Annotated in this window: 27 protein-coding genes and 1 tRNA gene; 18 read left to right on the top strand and 10 right to left on the bottom strand. The window is 70.2% G+C overall.

Going from position 1 to position 24,030, the window contains the following annotated elements; all coding sequences use genetic code 11:
* The first annotated feature begins 55 nt into the window (after positions 1-55).
* A complete protein-coding gene (locus tag ACQ860_RS21370) occupies positions 56-931 on the top strand; it encodes a DMT family transporter (RefSeq protein ID WP_431305331.1) in 876 nt (291 codons plus the stop codon).
* 50 nt (positions 932-981) lie between these two features.
* Here ACQ860_RS21370 and ACQ860_RS21375 read toward each other — a convergent pair whose 3' ends face one another.
* Complete coding sequence (locus ACQ860_RS21375) at positions 982-1,188, bottom strand: hypothetical protein (RefSeq protein WP_431305332.1); 207 nt, start codon at positions 1,186-1,188, stop codon at positions 982-984.
* A gap of 81 nt (positions 1,189-1,269) precedes the next feature.
* Complete coding sequence (locus ACQ860_RS21380; RefSeq protein ID WP_431305333.1) at positions 1,270-1,572, bottom strand: hypothetical protein; 303 nt, start codon at positions 1,570-1,572, stop codon at positions 1,270-1,272.
* 239 nt (positions 1,573-1,811) lie between these two features.
* Between ACQ860_RS21380 and ACQ860_RS21385 the strand changes: the two genes are divergently transcribed.
* Positions 1,812-2,300 carry a VOC family protein gene (locus ACQ860_RS21385; protein ID WP_431305334.1) on the top strand — a complete coding sequence of 163 codons (489 nt, stop codon included), beginning with the start codon at positions 1,812-1,814 and terminating at the stop codon, positions 2,298-2,300.
* A 22-nt stretch (positions 2,301-2,322) separates the two neighbouring features.
* Positions 2,323-3,183, top strand: a complete 861-nt coding sequence (locus ACQ860_RS21390; RefSeq protein WP_431305335.1) for an SDR family NAD(P)-dependent oxidoreductase — start codon at positions 2,323-2,325, stop codon at positions 3,181-3,183.
* Here the strand turns inward: ACQ860_RS21390 and ACQ860_RS21395 are convergent.
* Positions 3,124-3,891 carry an alpha/beta hydrolase gene (locus ACQ860_RS21395; RefSeq protein WP_431305336.1) on the bottom strand — a complete coding sequence of 256 codons (768 nt, stop codon included), beginning with the start codon at positions 3,889-3,891 and terminating at the stop codon, positions 3,124-3,126. The two genes, ACQ860_RS21390 and ACQ860_RS21395, sit on opposite strands and share 60 nt — an antisense overlap.
* 59 nt (positions 3,892-3,950) lie before the next feature.
* Between ACQ860_RS21395 and ACQ860_RS21400 the strand changes: the two genes are divergently transcribed.
* The gene (locus ACQ860_RS21400; RefSeq protein ID WP_431305337.1) at positions 3,951-5,060 is read left to right on the top strand and encodes a glycosyltransferase family 4 protein; all 1,110 of its coding nucleotides are present in this window, start codon (positions 3,951-3,953) and stop codon (positions 5,058-5,060) included.
* The gene (locus ACQ860_RS21405) at positions 5,057-5,971 is read left to right on the top strand and encodes a glycosyltransferase family 9 protein (protein WP_431305338.1); all 915 of its coding nucleotides are present in this window, start codon (positions 5,057-5,059) and stop codon (positions 5,969-5,971) included. The genes ACQ860_RS21400 and ACQ860_RS21405 overlap by 4 nt, the downstream gene beginning before the upstream one ends.
* On the opposite strand, the gene ACQ860_RS21410 is transcribed toward ACQ860_RS21405, so the two are convergent.
* Positions 5,941-6,765: an NYN domain-containing protein gene (locus tag ACQ860_RS21410; protein WP_431305339.1), complete on the bottom strand. Its 825-nt coding sequence runs from the start codon at positions 6,763-6,765 to the stop codon at positions 5,941-5,943. The genes ACQ860_RS21405 and ACQ860_RS21410 overlap by 31 nt on opposite strands.
* Before the next feature lie 103 nt (positions 6,766-6,868).
* Between ACQ860_RS21410 and thrS the strand changes: the two genes are divergently transcribed.
* The 11 genes from thrS to ACQ860_RS21465 all read left to right on the top strand — a co-directional run bounded on the left by thrS (position 6,869) and on the right by ACQ860_RS21465 (position 16,488).
* Positions 6,869-8,827 (top strand): threonine--tRNA ligase, encoded by a 1,959-nt coding sequence (gene thrS, locus ACQ860_RS21415; RefSeq protein WP_431305340.1) that lies wholly within the window; start codon positions 6,869-6,871, stop codon positions 8,825-8,827.
* 72 nt (positions 8,828-8,899) lie between these two features.
* Positions 8,900-9,424, top strand: coding sequence for a translation initiation factor IF-3 (gene infC / locus ACQ860_RS21420; protein WP_318648093.1), 525 nt, complete (start codon positions 8,900-8,902; stop codon positions 9,422-9,424).
* A gap of 212 nt (positions 9,425-9,636) precedes the next feature.
* Positions 9,637-11,010: a signal recognition particle protein gene (gene ffh, locus ACQ860_RS21425; RefSeq protein ID WP_431305341.1), complete on the top strand. Its 1,374-nt coding sequence runs from the start codon at positions 9,637-9,639 to the stop codon at positions 11,008-11,010.
* 48 nt (positions 11,011-11,058) lie between these two features.
* Entirely contained in the window at positions 11,059-11,391 is a 333-nt protein-coding gene (gene rpsP / locus ACQ860_RS21430; protein ID WP_431305342.1) for a 30S ribosomal protein S16, read from the top strand.
* Between the two features lie 8 nt (positions 11,392-11,399).
* Entirely contained in the window at positions 11,400-11,927 is a 528-nt protein-coding gene (gene rimM / locus ACQ860_RS21435; protein ID WP_431305343.1) for a ribosome maturation factor RimM, read from the top strand.
* Entirely contained in the window at positions 11,924-12,637 is a 714-nt protein-coding gene (gene trmD / locus ACQ860_RS21440) for a tRNA (guanosine(37)-N1)-methyltransferase TrmD (protein WP_431305344.1), read from the top strand. The genes rimM and trmD overlap by 4 nt, the downstream gene beginning before the upstream one ends.
* A gap of 26 nt (positions 12,638-12,663) precedes the next feature.
* Positions 12,664-13,065 carry a 50S ribosomal protein L19 gene (rplS, locus tag ACQ860_RS21445; RefSeq protein ID WP_431305345.1) on the top strand — a complete coding sequence of 134 codons (402 nt, stop codon included), beginning with the start codon at positions 12,664-12,666 and terminating at the stop codon, positions 13,063-13,065.
* 66 nt (positions 13,066-13,131) lie between these two features.
* The gene (leuC, locus tag ACQ860_RS21450; RefSeq protein ID WP_431305346.1) at positions 13,132-14,562 is read left to right on the top strand and encodes a 3-isopropylmalate dehydratase large subunit; all 1,431 of its coding nucleotides are present in this window, start codon (positions 13,132-13,134) and stop codon (positions 14,560-14,562) included.
* Between the two features lies 1 nt (position 14,563).
* Positions 14,564-15,190 (top strand): 3-isopropylmalate dehydratase small subunit, encoded by a 627-nt coding sequence (gene leuD, locus ACQ860_RS21455; protein ID WP_431305347.1) that lies wholly within the window; start codon positions 14,564-14,566, stop codon positions 15,188-15,190.
* Positions 15,187-16,299, top strand: coding sequence for a 3-isopropylmalate dehydrogenase (leuB, locus tag ACQ860_RS21460; protein WP_431305348.1), 1,113 nt, complete (start codon positions 15,187-15,189; stop codon positions 16,297-16,299). The genes leuD and leuB overlap by 4 nt, the downstream gene beginning before the upstream one ends.
* A 113-nt stretch (positions 16,300-16,412) precedes the next feature.
* Positions 16,413-16,488: transfer RNA gene (locus ACQ860_RS21465), tRNA-Arg, on the top strand.
* 76 nt (positions 16,489-16,564) lie between these two features.
* Here the strand turns inward: ACQ860_RS21465 and ACQ860_RS21470 are convergent.
* The 4 genes from ACQ860_RS21470 to ACQ860_RS21485 are packed head-to-tail and all read right to left on the bottom strand — an operon-like array spanning position 16,565 to position 19,737.
* Positions 16,565-17,527, bottom strand: a complete 963-nt coding sequence (locus tag ACQ860_RS21470) for a Bug family tripartite tricarboxylate transporter substrate binding protein (RefSeq protein WP_431305349.1) — start codon at positions 17,525-17,527, stop codon at positions 16,565-16,567.
* A gap of 26 nt (positions 17,528-17,553) precedes the next feature.
* Positions 17,554-18,207 carry a hopanoid-associated phosphorylase gene (locus ACQ860_RS21475; RefSeq protein ID WP_431305350.1) on the bottom strand — a complete coding sequence of 218 codons (654 nt, stop codon included), beginning with the start codon at positions 18,205-18,207 and terminating at the stop codon, positions 17,554-17,556.
* Positions 18,200-19,564: an amidase gene (locus ACQ860_RS21480; protein WP_431305351.1), complete on the bottom strand. Its 1,365-nt coding sequence runs from the start codon at positions 19,562-19,564 to the stop codon at positions 18,200-18,202. Before ACQ860_RS21480 ends, ACQ860_RS21475 begins: the two co-directional genes overlap by 8 nt.
* Positions 19,561-19,737 (bottom strand): hypothetical protein, encoded by a 177-nt coding sequence (locus ACQ860_RS21485; protein WP_431305352.1) that lies wholly within the window; start codon positions 19,735-19,737, stop codon positions 19,561-19,563. Before ACQ860_RS21485 ends, ACQ860_RS21480 begins: the two co-directional genes overlap by 4 nt.
* Positions 19,738-20,000: 263 nt before the next feature.
* Here ACQ860_RS21485 and ACQ860_RS21490 point away from each other — a divergent pair, with 263 nt between their 5' ends.
* Both ACQ860_RS21490 and ACQ860_RS21495 read left to right on the top strand, forming a co-directional pair.
* A complete protein-coding gene (locus ACQ860_RS21490) occupies positions 20,001-21,170 on the top strand; it encodes a CaiB/BaiF CoA transferase family protein (protein ID WP_431305353.1) in 1,170 nt (389 codons plus the stop codon).
* Positions 21,167-22,060: a hydroxymethylglutaryl-CoA lyase gene (locus ACQ860_RS21495; protein WP_431305354.1), complete on the top strand. Its 894-nt coding sequence runs from the start codon at positions 21,167-21,169 to the stop codon at positions 22,058-22,060. The genes ACQ860_RS21490 and ACQ860_RS21495 overlap by 4 nt, the downstream gene beginning before the upstream one ends.
* Here the strand turns inward: ACQ860_RS21495 and ACQ860_RS21500 are convergent.
* Positions 22,057-22,839 carry an SDR family NAD(P)-dependent oxidoreductase gene (locus ACQ860_RS21500; RefSeq protein WP_431305355.1) on the bottom strand — a complete coding sequence of 261 codons (783 nt, stop codon included), beginning with the start codon at positions 22,837-22,839 and terminating at the stop codon, positions 22,057-22,059. The genes ACQ860_RS21495 and ACQ860_RS21500 overlap by 4 nt on opposite strands.
* A 15-nt stretch (positions 22,840-22,854) precedes the next feature.
* Complete coding sequence (locus ACQ860_RS21505) at positions 22,855-24,024, bottom strand: zinc-dependent alcohol dehydrogenase (protein ID WP_431305356.1); 1,170 nt, start codon at positions 24,022-24,024, stop codon at positions 22,855-22,857.
* Between the last annotated feature and the right edge of the window lie 6 nt (positions 24,025-24,030).

The following is a 24,030-nucleotide window of genomic DNA, read 5'->3' on the forward strand; positions in this document are numbered from 1 at the left end:
TCAACGTCTGCCACCCCTGGTTGACAGAGTGTGCGGCTTATCGCCTTTGCCGCCCATGTCGCTCGCCCGCCATATTCCCGCGCTGCTGATCCTCGGCGTGGTCTGGGGGCTGACGCCCTCCATCGTGAAGGCGGCCATGGCCGGCGGCTTCGCCCCGCTCGGCTTCGCCTTCTGGGGCGCCTTCGGCTCGGCGCTGATCCTCTCGGTGCTCTGTGCCAAGCGGCGGCTGGCCATTCCGCTCGACCGGCCACACCTCATCCAATACGCGGCCTCCGGCTTTTCCGGCTTCGCGCTGGCGAACTTCGCCGGCTACACGGCGCTGCAATACATCCCGGCCGGCTTCTTCGCGCTGCTGGTGCCGCTCTCGCCCATCCTCACCGTCCTCGGGGCGGCGGTGCTGGGGATGGACCGGCTGACGCCGCGCCGCATCGCCGGCACGCTGCTGGGCTTCGCGGGCGTGGCACTCGCCATGGCGCCGGGGGCCGCGCTGCCAGACCCCAGCCTGCTGGGCTGGGCCTTGCTCGCGGCCATCACGCCGGTCGGCTTCGCCATCTCCAACATCGTGGCCTCGCGCCTGGCGCCGCGCGGCACGGATGCGCTGGTGCTGGCGACCGGGGCGCTCTACGCGGCCGCCTTCTTCATCGCCATCTTCGGCGGGCTGATGGGGCAGGTGCATCTGCCCGGTGCCATCGGCTGGCGCGTGGAGTGGCTCATGCCCTTCCAGGCCGCGCTCACCGCCTTCGCCTACCTGCTCTATTTCCGCCTGATCGCGGCGACCGGCAGCGTGATCACGAGCCAGACGGGCTACATCGTCACCATCGCCGGCGTGCTCTGGGGGGCCGCTCTCTTCGGCGAGCGCATGGGCTGGCTCGCGCTGCCCGCCGCGCTGCTCGTCTTCGCCGGGCTGTGGCTGGTGACGGCGCGGCGGTGAGGGACGCGAGCGGCCGGCACCTCCGGCCGCTCGCGCGTTTTGCCTCGCCCTCAGGCCGCCTTGCCCCGGGCGCGCGCCAGGCCGAGGCCGAGCAGCCCCATCCCGAACAGCGCGGCCGAGACCGGCACCGGCACGGTGCCGATGGTCAAGGCCGAGAAGGTGGTCACGTTGTTGCCCTGGGCCGTCAGCGTGAAGACCGCCGAGGTGAAGTCGAAGCCGCCGCCGGGCAAGGTGGCGGTCCCGCTCAGGATCAGCATCGAGAGCGTGGTCGGCGTCTGGGCGATCCGCGTGATGGTGGCCGGGCTGCTCAGCGCGAAGGAAAGGCCGCTGGTCAGCGGTTAGACCGTGCCCGTGAAGGTGGCGAGGTTCGGGATGCCGTTGATGGTCCCGTAATTGCCGACGCAGGCGAGGCCCGCGAAGGAGCCCGTGCCATTCGCCGTCTCGAGCACGCCGGGGGTGCCCGGCGTCGGGCCCGCGCCGGAGGTGAAGTCGACCGACGTGGCAGTGGAGATCTGGCCGCCGCTGCCACGGACGAAGCCGCCGATGTTGATCCGGCTGCCATCGGTGATCGGCACCGCCATGGAGGGGGCGGCGAGGGCTACGGTCGCGACCGCGGCCAGGAGAAGGGTCTTGAGCTGCATGGCTTGTGTTCCCGTGTTGGCGAGGAACTGTGATGCGCTGTGCCTCCCAGGACGCTGAGCATGAAACGTGACATGGATCATAATATTGTTTTTATTGAACTATTTGCCGTGATGCCGCATGCGCTCCATCAGATATCAAATCCTTCGACACGGGAGGCTGGAGAGTTGGCGCCGCCCTGATGAGCGTCATTGCGCATCGTGATTGGCGCGGCGGCGGGGCAGGCTGCCAGGATGCGCCCATGGAACCGAACCCCTACACAGCCCCAGCCGAAACCCGCATCGGCCATGTCCACCTCAAGGTGGCCGACATCCCCCGCGCGCTTGCCTTCTGGCGGGACGTGCTGGGCCTGGCCGTGATGCTGGAGCGGCCCGGCGCCGCCTTCCTCTCGGCCGGCGGCTACCACCACCACATCGCCCTCAACACCTGGGAGAGCGAGGGCGGCTCGCCCCCGCCGGCGCACCACACGGGCCTGTATCATGTGGCGCTGCTCTATCCGGACCGCGCGGCGCTGGCCGCCGTGCTGAAGCGCGTGGTGGAGGCCGGCATGCGGATCGACGGCGCCTCCGACCATGGCGTGAGCGAGGCGATCTACCTGCGCGACCCGGACGGCAATGGCGTCGAACTCTATCGCGACCGCCCGCGCGAGGAGTGGCCGCGCGACGAGGCGGGCGCGATGACCATGTTCACCCGCCGCCTCGACGTCGCCGCCCTTCTGGCCGAGGCGTGAGCCGCGGGGCAGAATGAGCCCCATGAATCGCAACCTCCTCATCATCGGCAAGGGCTACACAGGCGAGGCCATCCTGGACCTCGCTTGCCGCGCGGGCTGGCGCGCCCGCATCACCTCGCGCAAGGCAGGCGGCCCCAATGTCGTCGCTTTCGACGACCCGGCGCTGCTGGACGGCGTCACACATCTCGCCATCACCGCGCCGCCCGGCCCGACGGGCGATCCGGTCTGGGCGCGGCATGCCGAAGCCCTGCGCGCCGCCCCCCTCCAATGGGTCGGCTACATCTCCACCACCGGCGTCTATGGCGACCGCCAGGGCGGCTGGGTGGAGGAGGACACGCCCCCCGCGCCAGGGCAGGAGCGCAGCCAGCGCCGCCTCGACGCCGAAAACCAATGGCGTGAGCTTTCGCCGCGCGCGGCGGTGGACCTGTTCCGCACCGGCGGCATCTATGGCCCCGGCCGTTCGGCGCTGGATGACGTCCGCGCCGGCACCGCGCGCCGCGTGGTGAAGCCCGGCCATAGCTTCAGCCGCATCCATCGCGACGACATCGCCCGCGCGGTGCTGGCCGCCGCCGCGCGCCCGCCCGGCCCGGGCGTGCGCGTGCTGCATCTGGTGGATGAAACGCCCAGCACCCAGGCCGATGTCACGCTGGAGGCCTGCCGCCTGCTGGGCATGACGCCACCGCCGCCCACGCCCTTCGCCGAGGCCTATGCGCGGATGAGCGAGATGGGCCGCAGCTTCTGGGACGAAAGCCGCCTGGTCTCCAGCCGCCGCACCAGGCAGGCGCTGGGAATCGAATGGGCCTATCCCAGCTACCGCGAGGGGCTAGCCGGCATTCTCGCCGCAGAAGGGGGCGAGGAGCGCGCCGAGCGTCCGGCCGAGTAGCGCCAGCTCGGCAGGCTTGGAGAGGCGGTGGTCGCCCGCCTTCACCAGCGTCACCTCCACATCCTCGCCGGTGATGTGGGCCGCGAGGCGGATCGCCGTCTCCCAGGGCACATCCGGGTCCGCCTGGCCCTGCAGCAGCCGCACCGGAGCCGCGATCGGCAGTGGCTCCCGCAGCACCAGGTTCCGCCGCCCATCCTCGATGAGATGGCGCGTGATGGGGTAGGGGGCGCCGTATTCGGACGGTCGCAGCCATTGCCCCTCGCGCTCGATCTGCGCGCGGATTTCGGGCGGGAACTGCGCCCACATCAGATCCTCGGTGAAATCCGGCGCGGCCGCGATGCCGATCAGGCCGGCCAGCCGCTCCGGGTGGCGGCGGGCCAGCAGCAGCGAGATCCAGCCGCCCATGGAGGAGCCGATCAGGATCTGCGGCCCGGTGGTCAGCTCCAGCAGCACGCGCTCCGCATCCGCCGCCCATTGGCCGATTGAGCCCTCCTCGAAGCGCCCGCCCGAGGCGCCGTGCCCGCTATAGTCGAAGCGCAGGAAGGCTTGGCCCCGCGCGGCGCACCAGGCGGCGAGGTATTCCGCCTTGCTGCCCGTCATGTCGCTGTTGAAGCCGCCCAGGAAGACGACGCCCGGTCCCGCCTTGGGGCCGCGCCCGTTGAGCCGCCGATACGCCAGGTGTCCGATGGTGCCGTGTTCTTCGTTCATCCCCCCAGAATCGCACGCGGAGTGGACGCCGTCCATGCGGAAGGATAGCAGGGAGGCCCATGCCGCTTCCGCCCGCCATCCTCCAGGTGTTGCCCGCCCTTGATGCGGGCGGCGTGGAGCGCGGCACGCTGGAAATCGCCGAGGCCATCCAGGCGGCGGGCTGGCGCGCGCTGGTCGCCTCCGCCGGTGGCCGGCTGGTGCCGGCGCTGGAGGCGCTGGGCGCGCGCCACATCACCCTGCCGCTCGCCACCAAGGCGCCCTTGGGCATCTGGCGCAACGCGGCGGCGCTGGCCGATCTTGTGCGAAGCGAGCAGGTCTCCATCCTGCATGCGCGGTCCCGTGCGCCGGCCTGGTCGGCCTGGCTCGCCGCCCGGCGCCGCGGCGTGCCCTTGGTCACCACCTATCACGGCACCTATGGCGAAGGGTTCCCGGGCAAGCGCCTCTACAACTCCATCATGGCCCGCGGCGACCGTGTCATCGCCATCAGCCGCCATATCGCGGAGCACATCCGCGCGACGCATGGGGTGGAGAGCCGGGTGATCCCGCGCGGCGTGGATCTGCGCCGTTTCGAGCCCTCCCTGGTCCCGCCGGGGCGCGTCGCCGCCCTGCGCGCCGCATGGGAGGTGCCCGAGGGCGCGCCCGTGATCCTGCTGCCCGCGCGCCTCACCCGCTGGAAGGGCCAGGCGGTGTTGATCAAGGCGCTGGCCGCGCTCCCCGGCACCATCGCCGTGCTGGCCGGCGACCCGCAGGGCAGGGACGCCTATGTGGCCGAGCTGCGAAGCCTGGCTGAGGCGCAGGGCGTGGCCGACCGTCTGCGCATCCCGGGCCATGTCGCCGACATGCCCGCCGCGCTGTTGGCCGCCGATGTGGTGGTGCATGCCAGCGTCGAGCCCGAGGCCTTCGGCCGCAGCGTCATCGAAGCCCAGGCCATGGCCCGCCCCGTCATCGCCGCCGAACTGGGCGGCCCGCGGGAGACGGTGGAGCATGGCGTGACCGGCTGGCTGACACCGCCCGGCGACGCCGCCGCGCTCGCCGCGCAGATCCGCGCGGCGCTGGCCCTGCCGGTCGAGGCGCGCGCCGCGCTGGGCGCGGCGGCGCGCCAGCATGTGCCGACCATGGAGGCGATGCAGGCGGCGACCCTCGGCGTCTATCGCGAGCTGCTGGCGTGACGCGCATCCTGGTCATCAAGCTCGCGGCCCTGGGCGATGTCGTGCAGGCCTTCGGCCCCTTCGCCGCCATCCGGGCGCATCACCCCGGCGCGCACATCACCCTGCTGACCACGCCGCCCTTCCGCGCGCTGGCCGAGGCCGCGCCCTGGTTCGACGAGGTCTGGAGCGATGGCCGCCCCGACTGGACGAACATCCCCGCCGTACTGCGCCTCGCGTTTCGGCTGCGGCGCGCCGGCTTCGCGCGGGTCTATGACCTGCAGACCTCCTCACGCTCCTCGCGCTATCGCTGGTTCGTGGGCGCGGCGGCCGAATGGTCCGGCATCGCGCGCGGCGCCTCGCACCCCGATGCCGATCCGCGGCGGGATTTCCTGCACACGGTGGAGCGCCAGCGCGGGCAGTTGCGCGCCGCCGGGATCGCGGACTTCCCCGCGCCCGCGCTGGATTGGCTGGACTCCGATGTCGCGGGCTTCGGCCTGCCGGAGGGCTTCGCCCTGCTGCTGCCCGGCGCCTCGCCGCTGCGCCCGGCAAAGCGCTGGCCCATCGCGCGTTTCGCCGAACTCGCCGCCGCGCTGGACCGGCCCATCGTGATCGGCGGCGGCCCGGCGGAAGCGCCGCTGGCACGGGAGATCCAGGCGCGGCTGCCCGGCGCGCTCGACCTCACCGGGCGCACCGACCTGCGCCAATTGGCGGCCGTGGCGCGCCGGGCCGCGCTCTGCATCGGAAATGACAGCGGGCCGACCCACATGGCCGCCGCCGCCGGCTGCCCGACGCTCGCCCTCTTCGGCGATGATAGCGACCCCGCCCTCTGCGCCCCGCGTGGCCAGGCCGTGCGGGTGCTGCGCCACCACCCCCTGGCGGCGTTGCCCGTGGATGCCGTGCTTCAGGAGGCCTCGGCGCTGGCCGGCGGCTGATCAAGCCATTCCGGGCGCCAGACATGCCCGCCGCCCGGCCCCTCGCGCCGGATGAAGCCGCCGGCGGCCGTCAGCAGCGCATCGAGCGAACCCGTCCCCGCGAAATCGCTGCCCCGCAGCGTGGCCCCCGTGCGGTTGCGCAGCATCTGGCCCAGATGCGGCACATGCACCGGCGCCTCGGCCTCCAGCAGGATGTCCCGCACCACGGCGAGCAGATCGGCCGCGTCCGGTGCGCCAAAGGCCTCGCCGGCTTCCCGCGCCGGCTGCCAGCCCAGCCAGCCGGCCAGCTCATCCAGCCCGATCACCTCATCCGCCGCGGCGCGCACCACGCGTCCCACCTCGGGATGCGCCACCAGGCGCGTGCGCCGGTCCGCCGCGCGCAGGCGCTGGAGCAGGGGCACGAAGTCGGAATCGGTGGAGAGCAGGATGAACTCGTCGAGCCGCGCCAGCGGCGAGAGCATGGCCTCCATCGCATCCAGCGCGATCCTGAGGTCGGCCGCGTTCTTGAGGCGCGTCAGCCGCGGGCAATCCACCACCTCGAACCCCGCCGCCATGAAGGCCCAGCGGAACTCCGCGAAGCGCAGGCGGGAGCCGGCGCCATCCTCCAGCGCGCCGGCCGGGTTCAGGTAGCAGCGGCGCAGCAGGGCGCGGCGCGGGCGATCGGCCAGGAGCGGCGTGAGCCAGAGCTCCGGCTGCTCGGCGAAGCGCAGCGCGAATTCGGGGCCCGCCCCGTCGCGCAGGCCGGAGAGGAGGTTGTCGAAATCGAGGAAGATCGCGCTGCGAAGCTCGGACATGACATATATTGGCCCGCGCGGCCCAGCTGTGCAAAGGGAAGCGCTTGACCGGCGCGGGCGCGCTGCCCATGGTCCGCCTCCCTTTCAGCAGCACGAGAATGCAATGCCCGCGATCACCCTCCCTGACGGTTCCCTTCGCCAGTTCGACGGCGCGGTGACCGGCTCGACGGTGGCCGCCTCCATCGGCCCGGGCCTGGCCAAGGCCGCGCTCGCCATGGTGGTGAATGGCGAGACGATGGACCTGAGCCGCGAGATCACGGCCGATGCCAATCTCCGCTTCATCACCCGCAAGGACCCCGAGGCGCTGGAGCTGATCCGCCACGACGCCGCCCATGTGCTGGCCGAGGCCGTGCAGGAGCTGTTCCCCGGCACGCAGGTGACGATCGGCCCCGCCATCGAGAACGGTTTCTACTACGACTTCGCGCGCAACGAGCCCTTCACGCCGGAGGACTTCCCGAAGATCGAAGCGAAGATGCGCGAGATCATCGCGCGCAACGCGGCCTTCACGCGCGAGGTCTGGCCGCGCGAGCAGGCGATCGAATTCTTCGAGAAGAAGGGCGAGCGCTACAAGGCAGAGCTCATCCGCGACCTGCCGGTGGACGTGCCCATCTCCATCTACCGCCAGGGCGATTGGCTCGACCTCTGCCGCGGCCCGCACATGCCGACCACGGGCGGCGTGGGCGCCGCCTTCAAGCTGATGAAGGTCGCCGGCGCCTATTGGCGGGGCGACCACCGCAACGCGATGCTGAGCCGCATCTACGCCACCGCCTGGCGCGACCAGAAGGAGCTGGACGCCCACCTGCACATGCTGGAAGAGGCCGAGAAGCGCGACCACCGCCGCATCGGCCGCGAAATGCACCTCTTCCACATGCAGGAAGAGGCGCAGGGCTCCGTCTTCTGGCACCCCAATGGCTGGAAGCTCTACCGCACGGTGGAGGACTACATGCGCCGCCGCCTGGATGCCTCGGGCTACCAGGAGGTGAAGACGCCGCAGCTCGTGGACCGTAAGCTCTGGGAGGCATCGGGCCACTGGGAGAAGTTCCGCGCGGGCATGTTCCTCGCCTCCGTCGAGGACAAGGCCGAGGCGGACAAGATCAACGCGCTGAAGCCGATGAACTGCCCCTGCCACGTGCAGATCTTCAACCAGGGCATCCGCTCCTATCGCGACCTGCCGCTGCGCATGGCCGAATTCGGCGCCTGCCATCGCTACGAGCCCTCTGGCGCGCTGCACGGCATCATGCGCGTGCGCGCCTTCACGCAGGATGACGCGCATATCTTCTGCGAGGAGAGCCAGATCGCCGACGAGACGGTGAAGTTCGTGGCCCTGCTCTCCGACATCTACCGCGACCTCGGCTTCCCCGAATTCCGCGTGAAGTTCTCCGACCGGCCCGAGACGCGCGCCGGAGACGACGCCACCTGGGACCGCGCCGAGGGCGCGCTGCGCGAGGCCTGCGCCATCGCCGGCGTCGAGTATGAGCTGAACCCGGGCGAGGGCGCCTTCTACGGCCCCAAGCTCGAATTCGTCCTGCGCGACGCCATCGGCCGCGACTGGCAATGCGGCACGCTGCAGGTGGATTTCGTGCTGCCCGAGCGGCTGGACGCCGAATACACGGCCGAAGACGGCACGCGCCGCCGCCCCGTCATGCTGCACCGGGCGATCCTCGGCAGTTTCGAGCGCTTCATCGGCATGCTGATCGAGCAATATGCCGGCCGATTCCCGCTTTGGCTCGCCCCGCGCCAGGTGGTGGTGGCCAGCATCGTGGACGACGCGGCCCCCTATGCCGAGCAGGTGGTGGCCGCGCTGAAGGCCGCGGGAATCCGTGCCGAAGCCGATATCCGCAACGAGAAGATCAACCGCAAGGTGGTGGACCACATCGAGACCCGGGTGCCGGTGCTGGCCGTGGTCGGCCGGCGCGAGGCGGAGGAGGGGATGCTGGTGCTGCGCCGCCTGCCGGGCCGCGAGCAGGAGACCCTGCCGCTCGCCGAGGCGGTCGCCCTGCTTGCAAAAGAGGCAACGCCCCCCGACATGCGGACGGAATCGTTGCAGACAGTTGCGGCCTGACGCAGACCGCCCCATAAGACGGGCTGAAGCCTACTGGAACTGAGACAGGAGACGACCATAGCACGAGGCCCCATGCCCCCTTCGCCCCCCTCCCGCGAGGGGCCGCGCGTGAACGAGGAGATCCGCGTTCCGCAGGTTCGTCTGATTGACGAGAATGGCGAAATGCTTGGCGTGATGAGCATCCGCGACGCCCTGTACAAGGCGTTCCAGGCGGGGCTCGATCTGCTGGAAATCAGCCCGAACGCCGTCCCGCCTGTCTGCAAGATCACCGACTACGGCAAGTTCAAGTACGAGCAGCAGAAGAAGGCCAACGAGGCCCGCAAGAAGCAGAAGGTCGTCGAGATCAAGGAAATCAAGGTTCGTCCGAACATTGATGACCACGACTACGACGTGAAGATGCGCCAGGCGAAGAGCTTCATCGGCGAGGGCGACAAGGTGAAGGTCACGCTTCGCTTCCGCGGCCGCGAGATGGCGCACCAGGAACTTGGCGTGAAGCTGCTCGAGCGCATCCGCACCGAGCTGGTCGAACTCGTGAAGGTCGAGCAGATGCCGCGCCTGGAAAACCGCCAGATGATCATGGTGCTGGCGCCGAAATAGCGCCGGCCTCCAGAGCTGAGCAGAAATGGCGGCGCGAGCCGCCATTTTCATGTCGGGCGGGCGGGCGGCGTCCCGGATGATTGACGCCCCGGGCGCGAAGGCCTAAAGGCAGGGCCGTCAGGCGCCTCTGACATGGGTCCCGCGATCTGTGGGATCTCCGTCGCTCCGCGAGTTTCGCGCAGCGGCGCATTTTACGTTGGAGAGGGTTTTTCGTGTTCGAGACGTTGGGCAACAGGTTGCAGGGAGTGTTCGACCGCCTGCGCGGCCGCGGCGCCCTGTCCGAGGCCGATGTCTCCGACGCGCTGCGCGAGGTCCGCGTCGCCCTGCTCGAAGCCGATGTCGCGCTGCCCGTGGTGAAGGACATCACCGCCCGCGTGCGCGAGCGCGCCGTGGGGCAGGAGGTGATCCGCTCGATCCAGCCCGGGCAGCAGGTCGTCAAGATCGTCAATGACGCGCTGGTCGAGGCGCTGGGCGGCAATGATCCGGGCCCCCGCGGCATCAGCCTGGAGGCCGCCGCCCCTGTCGCCATCCTGATGGTGGGCCTGCAGGGCTCGGGCAAGACCACCACCTCGGGCAAGATCGCGCTGCGCCTCAAGGGGCGCGAGCGCAAGAAGGTGCTGCTCGCCAGCCTCGACGTGCACCGCCCGGCCGCGCAGCTCCAGCTGGCGCAGCTCGCCGAGCGCGCGGAGGTGACGAGCCTGCCCATCATCGCCGGCCAGACGCCGCTGCAGATCGCCGAGCGTGCGATGGATCTGGGCCGCCGCGAACTCTATGACGTGGTGATCCTCGACACCGCCGGTCGGCTCTCGATCGACGAGGCGCTGATGGCCGAGGTCGCGGCCGTGAAGCAGGCGGTGACGCCGCATGAGACGCTGCTGGTCGTGGACGCCATGACCGGCCAGGACGCGGTGAACACGGCGCGCATCTTCAACGAGCGCGTGGGCATCTCCGGCATCGTGATGACGCGCGTGGACGGCGATGCGCGCGGTGGCGCGGCGCTCTCCATGCGGGCCGTCACCGGCGCGCCGATCAAGCTGCTCGGCGCGGGTGAGAAGCTCGATGCGCTCGAGGATTTCCACCCGGACCGCATCGCCAACCGCATCCTCGGCATGGGCGACATCGTCTCGCTCGTCGAGCGCGCGGCCGAGAATATCGACCAGGCGGAGGCCGAGAAGCTCGCCGCGCGCATGCAGAAGGGCCAGTTCTCGCTGGAGGACTATGCCCAGCAGCTCAAGCAGATCGGCAAGATGGGCGGCATGACCGGGCTGATGGGCATGCTGCCTGGTGTGGCCAAGGTGAAGGCGCAGCTGCAGGACGCCAACCTGGATACGGGCATCCTGAAGAAGCAGGCCGCCATCATCGGCAGCATGACGGTGCAGGAGCGCCGTCAGCCCGACATCATCAAGGCGTCGCGCAAGCGGCGCATCGCGGCCGGTTCCGGCGCCTCCGTGCAGGAGGTGAACCGCCTGCTCAAGCAGTTCGAGGACATGCGCGACATGATGAAGCGCATGAACAAGATGGGCCAGAAGGGGATGATGCGCGGTGGCCTCGCCAGCCTCCTCCCCCAAGGCCGGAGGCCGTTCTGATGGCTTCCAACCGTAGACCCTTTTGACTTCAGTGAAGGAGAGAGCCCGATGGGCCTGAAGATCCGCCTTGCCCGCGCCGGTGCGAAGAAGCGCCCCTACTACCACATCGTGGTGGCCGACAGCCGTTCGCCGCGCGATGGCCGCTTCATCGAGAAGGTGGGCAGCTACAACCCGATGCTGCCGGCCGAGCACGCCGACCGCATCCGCCTGCAGGAGGAGCGCATCAAGGAGTGGCTCTCCCAGGGCGCGCTGGCGACTGACCGCGTGGCGAAGTTCCTGGGCCGCGCCGGCCTGATCGCGATGCCCGCGATCCCGACGCAGCCGGTCCAGTCCGCGCCGAAGAAGAAGGCGCAGGAACGCGCCGCGGCCGCCGCGCGCTGAGCTGATCCATGTCCTCGGCGATGATCCTGCTGGGCGAAATCGGGAGGCCGCACGGTGTGCGGGGCCTGGTGCGCGTCCGCAGCTTCACCGCCGAGCCCGAGGATCTGACCGCCTATGGCCCGCTGAGCGACCATTCGGGCACGCAGCGCTTCGTGCTGGAGATGCTGGCGCCCGACCTGGCCCGCATCGAAGGTGTCACTGACCGCGACCAGGCCGCGCGCCTGACCGGGACGAAGCTCTACGTGCCGCGCGAAGCCCTGCCGCCGCCCGAGGACCCGGAGGAGTTCTACCTCTCGGACCTCGAGGGCATGGCGGCGCTGACCGAGGCGGGCGAGGCGCTGGGTCGTGTGCGCTCGGTCGAGGATCACGGGGCGGGGGCTTTCCTCGTGCTGGAGGGGCCGCCCGAGCGGCTGGTGCCCTTCACGCGCGCGGCTGTGCCGGCGGTGGATGTGGCTGCCCGCCGCATCACCGTGGTGCTGCCCGAGGAAATCCTGGTGGAACCCCAGCCGGGCGAGCAGGAGGCGGGCGCGGCATGAGCTGGCACGCCACCATCCTGACCCTCTTCCCGGAGATGTTCCCGGGGCCACTCGGCGTCTCGCTGGCGGGTCGCGCCCTGCGCGAGGGCATCTGGCGCTGCGAGGCGCTGGATATCCGAAGCTTCGCGACGGACAAGCACCGCACGGTGGATGACACGCCCTTCGGCGGCGGCGCCGGCATGGTGATGCGCCCCGATGTGGCGGATACGGCCATCTCGGCCGCGATGCCGGAGGGGGATCAGCGCCCGCTGATCTATCTCACGCCGCGCGGCCGTCTGCTCGACCAGGCGATGGTGCGCGACTTCGCGGCCGGGCCCGGGATCGTGCTGTTCTGCGGCCGCTATGAGGGGCTGGACCAGCGCGTGATCGAGGCGCGCGGCATGCGCGAGGTCAGCCTCGGCGACTATGTCCTCTCGGGGGGCGAGGTCGCGGCTCTCGCGCTGCTCGATGCCTGCGTGCGGCTGCTGCCGGGCGTCATGGGGGGTGCTGACAGCGCCGTGGAGGAAAGCCACAGCGCGGGGCTGCTCGAATACCCGCATTACACGCGGCCGGCCGAATGGCAGGGCCGCGCCGTCCCGCCCGTGCTGCTCTCGGGCCACCATGCCGAGGTGGCGCGCTGGCGGCGCAATCAATCCGAGGCCGCGACGCGCGAGCGGCGGCCCGATCTCTGGAACCGCATGCAGGTTGCGGGCGCGCAAGCCCCGGCCTAAAGCAATTTCTTCGAAAGGACTTGACCATGAACCTCTTGCAGCAGTTCGACGCCGACCAGAAGGCCCGCCTGACCGAGGCGCGCCCCGTTCCCGAATTCGCCGCCGGTGATACCGTGCGCGTCATGGTGAAGGTGGTGGAAGGCGAGCGCACGCGCGTCCAGGCCTATGAGGGTGTGGTGATCGCGCGGTCCAACCGCGGCCTGCACAGCAACTTCACGGTGCGCAAGCTCTCCTACGGCGAGGGCGTGGAGCGCGTCTTCCCGCTGCATTCCCCGGCCATCGCGGAGATCTCCGTGGTCCGTCGCGGCAAGGTGCGCCGCGCGAAGCTCTATTACCTGCGTGGCCGCACGGGCAAGTCGGCGCGCATCGCCGAGAAGCTCGGCCTGCGTGCGCCGGCCGGCGCCGCGAAGGACGCCGCCGAGGCCTGAAGCCCGGTTGCGGGGGGCTCTTCGGCCCCCCGCCTGACTATCACGACCAAGAGGGAGAAGCCGCCAATGAGCGCTGGAAAGCCGCGCACGCTGTTCGACAAGATCTGGGCCGCGCATGTGGTCGAGACACTGCCGGACGGAACGGCCCTTCTCTACATCGACCTTCACCTCACCCATGAGGTGACGACGCCGCAGGCCTTCGAGGGCCTGCGCATGGCCGGCCGCAAGATCCGCCGCCCGGATCTGACGCTCGGCGTGATTGATCACAACATCGCCACCGACGCCTCGCGCTACACCGGCATCGTGGACCCCGAGAGCCGCCTGCAGGTGGAGACGCTCGAGAAGAACGCGGCCGAATTCGGCATGCCGCTCATCCCGCTGCTCGACCAGCGCCAGGGCATCGTCCACGTCATCGGGCCGGAGCTGGGCCGTTCGCTGCCGGGCATGACGATCGTCTGCGGCGACAGCCACACCTCGACGCATGGCGCGATGGGCGCGCTCGCCTTCGGCATCGGCACCTCCGAGGTGGAGCATGTGCTGGCGACGCAGACGCTGCTGCAGAAGCCGGCCAAGAACATGCAGGTGCTGGTCGAGGGCAACCTCGCCATCGGCTGCTCGGGCAAGGACATCACCCTCGCCATCATCGGCAAGATCGGCACGGCGGGCGGCACGGGGCACGTGATCGAGTATTGCGGCGACACCATCCGCGCGCTGGACATGGCCGGGCGCATGACGCTCTGCAACATGTCCATCGAGGGTGGGGCGCGCGCCGGCATGGTCGCGCCCGACCAGACGACCTTCGACTACATCAAGGGCCGCCCCCTGGCGCCGAAGGGTGAGGCGCTGGAGCGCGCCATCGAATATTGGCGCACGCTGCCGACGGATGCCGGCGCGCATTACGATACGGTGGTGAAGCTCGCCGCGCATGAGATTGCGCCGCAGGTCACCTGGGGCACCAGCCCCGAGGATGTGCTGCCCATCACCAGCGTGGTGCCCAACCCGGAAGAGGCGAAGGACGAGGCGCGCCGCGCCCAGCTCCGCCGCATGGTCGAGTATATGGGCCTGACGCCGGGGCAGAAGCTGACGGACCTCAAGATCGACGTCGCCTTCATCGGCAGCTGCACCAACAGTCGCATCGAGGATATCCGCGCCGCCGCCGCCATCGCCAAGGGCCGCCGCGTGGCCGATGGCGTGCGCGCCATGGTGGTGCCGGGCTCCGGCCTCGTGAAGGCGCAGGCCGAGGAGGAGGGGCTGGATCGCATCCTCCAGGAAGCCGGCTTTGAATGGCGCGAGGCGGGATGCTCGATGTGCCTCGGCATGAACCCGGACAAGCTGACGCCGGGCCAGCGCAGCGCCAGCACCAGCAACCGCAATTTCGAAGGGCGCCAGGGCCCGGGTGGGCGCACGCACCTGCTCTCGCCCGCCATGGCGGCGGCGGCCGCCATCGCCGGCCATCTGGCCGATGTGCGCGACTACCAGCCCAAGGGGAGCCTGTGACATGCAAGCCTTCACCATGCTGACCGGCATCGCGGCCCCCCTGCCCAAGGCCAATGTGGATACCGACCAGATCATCCCTGCGCGCTTCCTGAAGTCCATCGCGCGCACGGGCTTCGGCAAGAACCTCTTCGCCAATTTCCGCTACAATCCGGATGGCTCCGAGCAGCCGGATTTCGTGCTGAACCAGGAGCCCTATCGCAAGGCCGAGATCCTCATCGCCTTCGAGAATTTCGGCTGCGGCTCCTCGCGTGAGCATGCGCCGTGGGCGCTGCTGGATTTCGGCATCCGCTGCGTCATCGCGCCCGACTTCGCCGACATCTTCCACAACAACAGCTTCAAGAACGGCCTGCTGCCCATCCGCCTGCCGCGCGAGATCTGCGAGAAGCTGATGGAAGACGCCAAGCTTGGCGGCAATGCGCGCATCACGGTGGATCTGGAGCGCAACGTGGTGGTGCGCCCCAATGGCGAGGAGATCCCCTTCTCCGTCGACCCCTTCCGCCGCCACTGCCTGCTGAACGGCCTGGACGACATCGGCCAGACCATGCAGCACACCCAGTCCATCGACAGCTACGAAGACAAGCAGCGCCAGGCCCAGCCCTGGCTGCATGCCGCGGAGAACCGCCTGTGATCGCCAACAAGAAGCTCCTCGTCCTGCCGGGGGATGGCATCGGCCCCGAGGTGATGCACGAGGTCCGCCGCGTCATCGACTGGATGGAAAGCCGCCGCATGGTGCGCTTCGAAATCGGCGAGGGCCTGGTGGGCGGTGCGGCGATCGACGCCGAGGGCGTGCCCTGCCCGGACCGCACCCTGGAAGCTGCGCGCGACGCGGATGCCGTGCTCTTCGGCAGCGTGGGTGGCCCCAAATGGGACAAGCTGCCCTTCGAGCAGCGGCCCGAACTCGGCATCCTGCGGCTGCGCAAGGAGCTGGGGCTCTTCGCGAATCTGCGCCCGGCCATCGTGCTCGATCCGCTCGTGGACGCCTCCTCGCTCAAGCCCGACGTGGTGCGCGGCCTCGACATCATGATCGTGCGTGAGAGCACCGGCGGCATCTATTTCGGCGAGCCGCGCGGCATCCACACGGATGCGAATGGCAAGCGCGTCGGCATCGACACCGAGGTCTATTCCGAAGAGGAGATCGCCCGCGCCGCGCGCGTCGCTTTCGACTTGGCCCGCAAGCGCCGCAACAAGGTGACGAGCACCGAGAAAGCCAATGTCATGCAGTCCGGCCGCCTCTGGCGCGCCGTGGTGAGCGAGGTCCACAAGGCCGAATTCCCGGATGTCGAGCTCGAGCACATGTACGCCGACAATGCGGCGATGCAGCTCTGCTCGCGGCCCAAGCAGTTCGACGTGATCCTCGCCTCCAACCTGTTCGGCGATGTGCTGAGCGACCTCGCGGCGGCGCTCACCGGCTCGCTCGGCATGCTGCCCTCGGCCACGCTCGGCGCCGTGCAGCCCGATGGCCGCCGCCATGCGCTCTACGAGCCGATCCATGGCTCGGCGCCGGACATCGCGGGCAAGGGCATCGCGAATCCGTCGGCGCAGATCCTCTCCTTCGCCATGCTGCTGCGCTGGTCCTTCGGGATGGAAGAGCAGGCGAAGCTGGTGGAGCAGGCGGTGGAGCGCGTGCTGGCCGGCGGCCTGCGCACGGCCGACATCATGCAGCCCGGCATGGCGCGCATCAGCTGCTCCGTGATGGGCGAGAGTGTGGTGCGGGAGTTGAACAAGCTCGCCGGTTGATCCGCGCGGCACGCATGGCGGCCCCGACGCAACGCTGAACGGGATCGTCATAAAGCTGAGGGACGGGGGGTTGCGCGGCACCGCCGCGAAGGGTATCTCCCGGCCCACGGCAAGCACCCGTAGCTCAATGGATAGAGCACCAGACTACGAATCTGGGGGTTGGAGGTTCGAGTCCTTCCGGGTGCGCCACTTTTCCTGATCATCAGGCACGAAAAAAGGGCGAGCCTCGCGGCTCGCCCTTTTCGCGTCTGGCGCCATGCGCGCCTTACTCGGGCTCGATGCCGGCGGCGCGGATCGCATTGGTCCACTTCACCGTCTCGCTGCGCATGAAGGCCTGCGCCTCCTCCGGCGTGGAGGGCGTGACCGTCATGCCCAGCACCTGCTCCAGCCGCTGGCGCAGCTCCGGATTCGCGGTGGCTTGGCGCACCGCGGCGTTGAGGCGCGCGATATGCGGCGCGGGCGTGCCGGCCGGCGCCACCAGCACGAACCAGGCGAAGAGCTCGTAATTCGGCAGGTTGCCGGCCTCGGCCACTGTCGGGATCTCGGGCAGCTGCGGCGAGCGGCCGCGCGTCGTCACCCCCAGCACGCGGAGCTGGCCGGCCTGAGCCGCGGGCAGGATCACCGCCTGGTCCGCCACGAAGAGGTCCACCCGGCCCGCGATCAGGTCCTGCACCGCCGCCGGCGAGGAACGATACGGCACATGCAACATGCGCGCCTGCGCCATGCTGGCCAGCATCTCGGTGGCCACACGCTGCGAGGAGGAGGCGGAGGCGAAGGTGATCGCCTCGGGCCGCGCGCGCGCCGCCGTCAACAGGTCATTCAGCGTCCGGTGCGGGCTGTTGGCCGCGACGGCGACCAGCAGCGGCACGGAAGCGAGCAGGGAAATGGGCGCGAAGTCACGCTCCATGTCGAAGGGCACGCGGCGGAACAGCGCATTGGCGGCGGCGTTGGTGGAGTTGGTGCCGAAGAGCACCGTGTTGCCGTCGGGCGTGGCGCGTGCCACCGCCTCGGCGCCGATCAGGCCCGAAGCGCCGGCCCGGTTCTCGACGACGACGGGCTGACCCAGCCCTTCGCGCATGCGCTCGGCGAAGAGGCGGGCTACGATGTCGGTGGCACTTCCGGCGGCGAAGGGAACGACGCCGCGGATCGGCCCGGTCGGCCACTCCTGGGCGGTTGCGGGGAGCGCGAGAGTGGCGGGCGCTGCGGTGAGAAGCGTGCGGCGAAGCATGAGGGGTCCTCCAGTTTGCGCGGCACTTAGAGTGGGGGGGCGGCCGAGGCAAGCGCGCGGCGCAGCGCGGCATGGGCGGCGGCGCTGGCGCGTGCCAGGCGCAGCAGGGCAGGGAGGTCTTGCGGGCGGCGCAGCAGCGCCGCCAGCACGCGCCAGGGCGCGGGTGAGCCATCCGGATTGAGCCCCACGGAAGCGGCTTCGGGCAGCACGTCCTCTGGCCCGTCGGCCACGGCGCGCAGCGCGGCGAAGGGCAGGCCGCGCGCCTGGGCGAAGCGCCAGGCCGCGCCGCTTTCCATATCCACCGCCAGCGCGCCGGACGCGCGGTGCAGCGCGGCCTTGGCGGCGGCGCTGGCCAGCAGCGCGTCGCTGGCCGCCAGCACGCCGCCACGCGCGCCAAAGCGCGATCGCAGCAGCGCGGCCCATCCCGCATCCACCGGCCGCGCCACGCCGGCCTCCCAGAGCGCGGAGGCCACCATGACCTGGCCCGTCGTCACATCGGGCGCGAGCCCGCCCGCAATGCCGAAGGAGAGCACGGCCGTCGCATCCTCCGGCCACAGCGCCGCGAGCCGCGCAGGATCGCCGCCCGAGACCACGCAGTGCACCGCCGGCGGCAGCAGCGCCGCCTCGCTCTTCAGCCCGACGACGACGACGCAGCCGGGCGGGAAGATCGCCTCAACCATCCAGCGGCGGCGCGCGGTCCTTCCAGGGCGCCGCGCGTTCGAAGCCATGGGCGACGCGCAGCAGCAGCGCCTCGGTGAAGGCGGGTGTGACGAATTGCAGCGAGAGTGGCAGGCCGCCGGAGGACAGGCCCGACATCACCGTGATGGCCGGATGGCCGCTCACGTTGAAGGGCGTGCGCGCCTGGCGCGGATAGGTGCGCTCCACCGCCTCCGTGTCGTCGATGCGGCAGGCGGGGTCCATGCTGCTTGCCGTCAGCAGCACGTCCACCTCCTCGAAGGCGGCGTTGATGGCGGCGATGAGCTGCGTGCGGCGCCGGGCGGCGTGCATGTAGTCCACCGCCGGCAGGAAGAGGCCGGGCAGGAGGCGACGGCGCGTGACGTTCGCGTATTCATCCGGCCGTGTGGTCAGCCATTCCTCATGCACGGCCGAGCTTTCGGCGTAGAGCACGGTGCGATTCACGGCGGCGAATTCCGAGAGCCGCGGCAGGGTCACGTTGGTGACGATGGCGCCCTCGGCGGCCAGCAGGCGGGCACCCTCCTCCAGCGCCGCCGCCATCTCCGGATCGGCCGGCATGTCGGTCTCGTGGAAATGCCGCACGAAGCCGATGCGCAGGCCCTTCAGGCCGAGGCCCAGATCGCGCGTGTAGTCCTCGCGCCCGCCCGACATCACGTTGAGCATCAGTGCGGCGTCACGCACGGTGCGCGTCAGCGGGCCCACATGGTCGAGCGAGAAGGCCAGCGGAAACACGCCTTCGCGAGGCACGAGGCCATAGGTCGCCTTCAGGCCGACGATGCCGCAATGGGATGCCGGGTGCCGCACGCTGCCGCCCGTATCCGTGCCAAGTGCGGCCGGCAGCATGCGTGCGGCGACGGCCGCACCCGAGCCCGAGGAGGAGCCGCCCGGGTGGTGCGCCGTGTTCCAGGGATTGCGCGCGGGCGGGAAGGGCAGGTCGAAGGCGGGCCCGCCGATGGCGAATTCATGCGTGGCGAGCTTGCCCGGGAACACCGCGCCCGCGGCGCGCATCAGCGCCACCACCGCCGCATCCTCCTTGGCCATATGATCCAGGCGCAGGCGCGAATGGCAGGTCGTGGGATGCCCCGCCAGATCGATGATGTCCTTGATGCCGATGGGGATGCCATGCAGCGCCGAGCGCGGACCATTGCGCCTGATCTCGGCCTCGGCCTCGCGCGCCGCAACCTCCGCCTCGGGCAGGGTCTGGCGGATGAAGGCGTTGATGCGCGGCTCCAGCGCCGCGATGCGTGCCGCGCAATCGGCCAGCAGTTCCACCGGCGAGAGCTTGCCGGCCGCGATGAGGCCCGAGGCCTCGGCCAGCGTCATCTCATGCGGCGCGGTCATGCGCGCGGTCCCTGATAGGCGGGCGTCGGCTCCAGCGCCGGGTCGCTCGTGCGGGGCAGGGCGGCCTTGTGCTTGGCGAGCGTTGCCAGCGCCTCCTCCACATCGGCGGGGAAGCGGGCGGCCGTGGCGGCGAGGCCGGCGGCCTCGGCCAGGGTCTTGGTACGGTCATCCATGTGGGGGATTCCTCCAGCGTGATGCGCGCGAGAGTGGCGCAAGCCGGAAGCGGGGCAAAGATGGGGGCGGATGCGGCAGCACCCGCCCCCGGAGTTGGGTCGCGCGCCCGCGGGGGGCAGGCGGCATCCGGGAGAGACGGGAGGGTCAGGGGAACCGCTCCCGAAACCCAGGCATAAGCCCCACCGGTGAACAAACCCTTGCCCGGGTTCCGCCCCGGCACCGGCCCGCGCTACACCCACACCCGTCATCACGGGGAATACGCATGCTGCCCTTGCAAGGCCTGAAGATCGTCGAGCTGGGGCACTACATCGCCGCCCCCTTCTGCACCCGCCTGCTGGCCGATCTCGGCGCCGAGGTGATCAAGGTGGAGCCGCCCGATGGCGACCCCTTCCGCGGTTGGGGCTCGAAGAAGGACGGGCATTCCGTCTGGTTCAGCGTGCATGGCCGCAACAAGCTCTCCGTGACACTCGACCTGAAGAGCGCCGAGGGGCAGCGCCGCGTGAAGGCGCTCTGCGCGCGCGCCGATGCGATGGTGGAGAATTTCCGCCCTGGCTATCTGGAGCGCATCGGCCTCGGCCCCGCCGTGCTGCAGGCGGAGAATCCGCGCCTCACCATTGCGCGCATCAGCGGCTATGGGCAGGACGGGCCCTATCGCGACAAGCCAGCCTTCGGCGCCATCGGCGAGGCGATGGGCGGCCTGCGCCACCTGACGGCCAACCCCGGCCAGAGCGAATATCCGCCGCCGCGCTGCGGCGTTTCCATCAGCGATGATTTGGCCGGCATGTATGCCGCGCTCGCCCTGGTTTCCGCCTGCTGGGGGCGCGACCGCAGCCCCGACGGGAAGGGGCGCATCCTCGATCTCGACCTCGTCAGCAGCGTCTTCTCGCTGATGGAGGGCATGCTGCCGGAATACGGCCTGACCGGCGCCATCCGGCAGCCGGCGGGGGCCGCGATCCCGACCGCCGCGCCCACCAACACCTACCCCTGCGCCGACGGGAAATGGCTGTGCGTCGCCGGCAATTCGGACCTGATCTTCCGCCGGCTGATGACGCTGATCGGCCGCGAGGATCTCTCCGCCGATCTGCGCATGGCCACCAATGGTGGCCGCTGCGAACATGCGGCCGAGCTCGACGCCGCCATCGCCGCCTGGACGAAGACGCTGCCCGCGCGCGAGGCCGAGGCGCTGCTGGAGAAGGCCGAGGTTCCCTGCTCGCGCCTCTACGACATGGCCGATTGCGCGAATGACCCGCATTTCCGCGCGCGCGGTACGGTGCTGCCGGTGCAGGACCCGCTGCTGGGCGAGGTGCTGCACCCCGCGCCGCCCTTCCGCCTGGATGGTGTCAGCCCGGCGGAGATGGTGCGCTGGACGGGCCGCGCGGCCGGCGCCGATAATGACCACGTGTTCCACGAATTGTTGGGAGAAGCCCGATGAACGTCACCCTCTCCGAGGTGAGCCCGCGCGACGGGCTGCAGCCCATCAAGCAATTCGTGCCGACCGAGACGAAGATCGCCCTCGTCCGCGCGCTGCACGCCGCCGGAATCCGCCGCATGGAGGTGGGCAGCTTCGTCAGCCCCAAGGCCATCCCGCAAATGGCCGATACGGGCGAGGTGCTGCAGGCTGCGAAGCAGCTCGACGGCCTGGAATGCACCGTGCTGGTGCCCAATCGCCGCGGCTTCGACGCGGCGATCGCGGCGGGTGCGGATCGCCTCGGCCTCTTCATGTCGCTCACCGAGGGGCACAACCAGGCCAATCTCAACCGCTCGCGCCAGGCGAGCTTCGATGACCTCTCCGCCATCGTGCGCGATGCGCCGCGCGGCCAGAAAATCCGCTTCAACCTCTCCTGCACCTTCCACTGCCCCTTCGAGGGCGTGGTGGATGAGGCTGACGCGCTCTCCTGGGTGGAGCGGGTCGCCGCGCTGAACCCGGAGATGGAGATCTCGCTCTGCGATACCACGGGCAATGCCGCGCCCGACCAGGTGCGCCGGATGATGCGCCAGGCCATCGCAAATTTCGGCGACCGCTTCGCCTATCACGGTCATGACACCTATGGCCTCGGCCTCGCCAACATGGCCGCCGCCTGGGAGGCGGGCTGCCGGGTGTTTGACGCGGGCTCGGGCGGCATCGGCGGCTGCCCCTATGCGCCGGGGGCCACGGGCAACACGGCGATGGAGGATGCGGTCTGGATGTTCCACCGCATGGGTGTGGAGACCGGCATCCAGTGGGGCAAGCTGCTGGAAGCGGCCGACCTCGCCGCCGGCATCGCGGGCGCGCTGCCGGGCGGGCGCGTGCGCGGCGTGCCGGGGGCGCGGGCCGCGGCCTAGGCTTTCCCGCTGCCGGGCGCGGCACCCTTCGCATGCCCGGCGGCGAGCCACTGCGCGGGCGTGATGTTGGCGATGGCGGACTGCAGCTTGTTCATCCAGCCCGTGACGATGTCGCCATCGCCGCGCATCATCGCGTCATAGCCCGCGCGCGCGACCTCGGCCGGGTCAGCCTTCTTCGACTGGCCGATCTTCGTGTCCTGAAGATGCGCGGTGTCGAAGAACTCGGTCTCCGTCGCACCCGGCATCAGGCAGGTGACGCTGATGTCGTGCTCCTTCACCTCATGCCGCAGCGCGAAGGAGAAATTGTCGAGGAAGGCCTTGCTCGCGTTGTAGACCGCCTGGTAGGCGCCGGGCGTGAAGCCGGCGACGGACCCGGTGATCAGCACGCGGCCCTGCCGCGCCTCTCGCATCTGCCCTACCACCCGATGCAGCAGGTAGATGGTGCCCAGCATGTTGGTGTCCATCACATGCCGGATCTCGCGGAAGGGCTGGTCCAGGAAGGCGCGCCCCAGGCCGCGCCCGGCATTGGCGAAGAGAAGGCCGACGGGCCGGCCTTCCAGCTCGGACAGCAGCTCGTCCACGCCCTCCGTCGTCGAGAGATCCACCTCCACCGCATCCACGCGCTGCCCCTCGCGGCGGAAGCTCTCGGCGGCGTCGTGGATGTCCGCGTCGTCGGCCGCGACCAGCAGGTCATGCCCGTCCTCGGCGCAGAGGCGCGCCAGGTGATAGCCGATGCCGGAGGAGGCGCCGGTGACCAGCGCGAGCGTTTTGGTGGGCATGGGAAGCACTCCCGCTCAGGGTTTCAGGACGACCTTCACGCAGCCCTCCTTGCGGTCCCTGAAGGTCTTGTAGAGACCCGGGCCCTCGCTGAGGGAGGCGCGGTGCGTGATGACGAAGGAGGGATCAATCTCGCCCTCCTCGATGCGGCGGAGCAGGCCGGGCAGATAGCGCTGCACCGGCGTCTGCGCCATGCGGAAGGTGAGGCCGCGATTGATGGCCGAGCCCATCGGGATCTTGTCCAGCAGCCCGCCATAGACGCCCACGATGGAGACGGTGCCGAAGTTGCGGCAGCAATGGATGGCTTGGCGCAGCACATGCGGCCGGTCGGTGCCCATGAAGGTCGCGACCTTCACGCGGTCCACCACTGCATCGAAGCCAGAGGTCGTGTCGGGCTCGGTGCCCACCGCATCAATGCAGGCATCGGCGCCGCGCCCCTGCGTGAGGTCCTGGATCCGGTCGAAGATGTCCTCCTCGCGGAAGTTCAGCGTCTCGGCACCGGCCTCGCGCGCCATGGCCAGGCGCTCCGGCACGGCGTCGATGGCGATGACGCGCTCGGCACCCAACAGGAAGGCGCTGCGGATGGCGAACTGGCCGACCGGCCCGCAGCCCCAGATGGCGATGGTGTCGCCCGGCTGGATGTCGCAGAACTCGGCCGCCATGTAGCCGGTGGGGAAGATGTCGGAGAGGAAGAGCGCCTGCTCGTCCGGGATGTGGCTGGGGATCTTGATCGGGCCGAAATCCGCGAAGGGCACGCGGAGATATTCCGCCTGGCCGCCCGCATAGCCGCCCAGCAGATGCGTGTAGCCGAAGAGCCCGGCGGGCGAATGGCCCCAGAGCTTCTCGGCCGCCTTGTGGTCCGGGTTGCTGCGCTCGCAGCCGGAATACTGGCCGCGCTGGCAGAAGAAGCACTCGCCGCAGGAGATGGTGAAGGCCACGACCACGCGGTCCCCCACCTTGAGGTTGCCGACACCGCTGCCGAGCTCGACCACCTCGCCCATCGTCTCGTGGCCCAGCACATCGCCGCGCTGCATGCCCGGCATCACGCCGTTGAAGATGTGCAGGTCCGAGCCGCAGATGGCGCAGGCGGTGACGCGGATGATGGCGTCGCGCGCATCCTCGATGCGCGGGTCGGGCACGCTCTCGCAGCGGATGTCGCTCTTGCCGTGCCAGGTGAGGGCCTTCATGGTCGT

Source organism: Sediminicoccus sp. BL-A-41-H5, assembly GCF_050632405.1.
Taxonomy (GTDB): Bacteria; Pseudomonadota; Alphaproteobacteria; order Acetobacterales; family Acetobacteraceae; genus Roseococcus.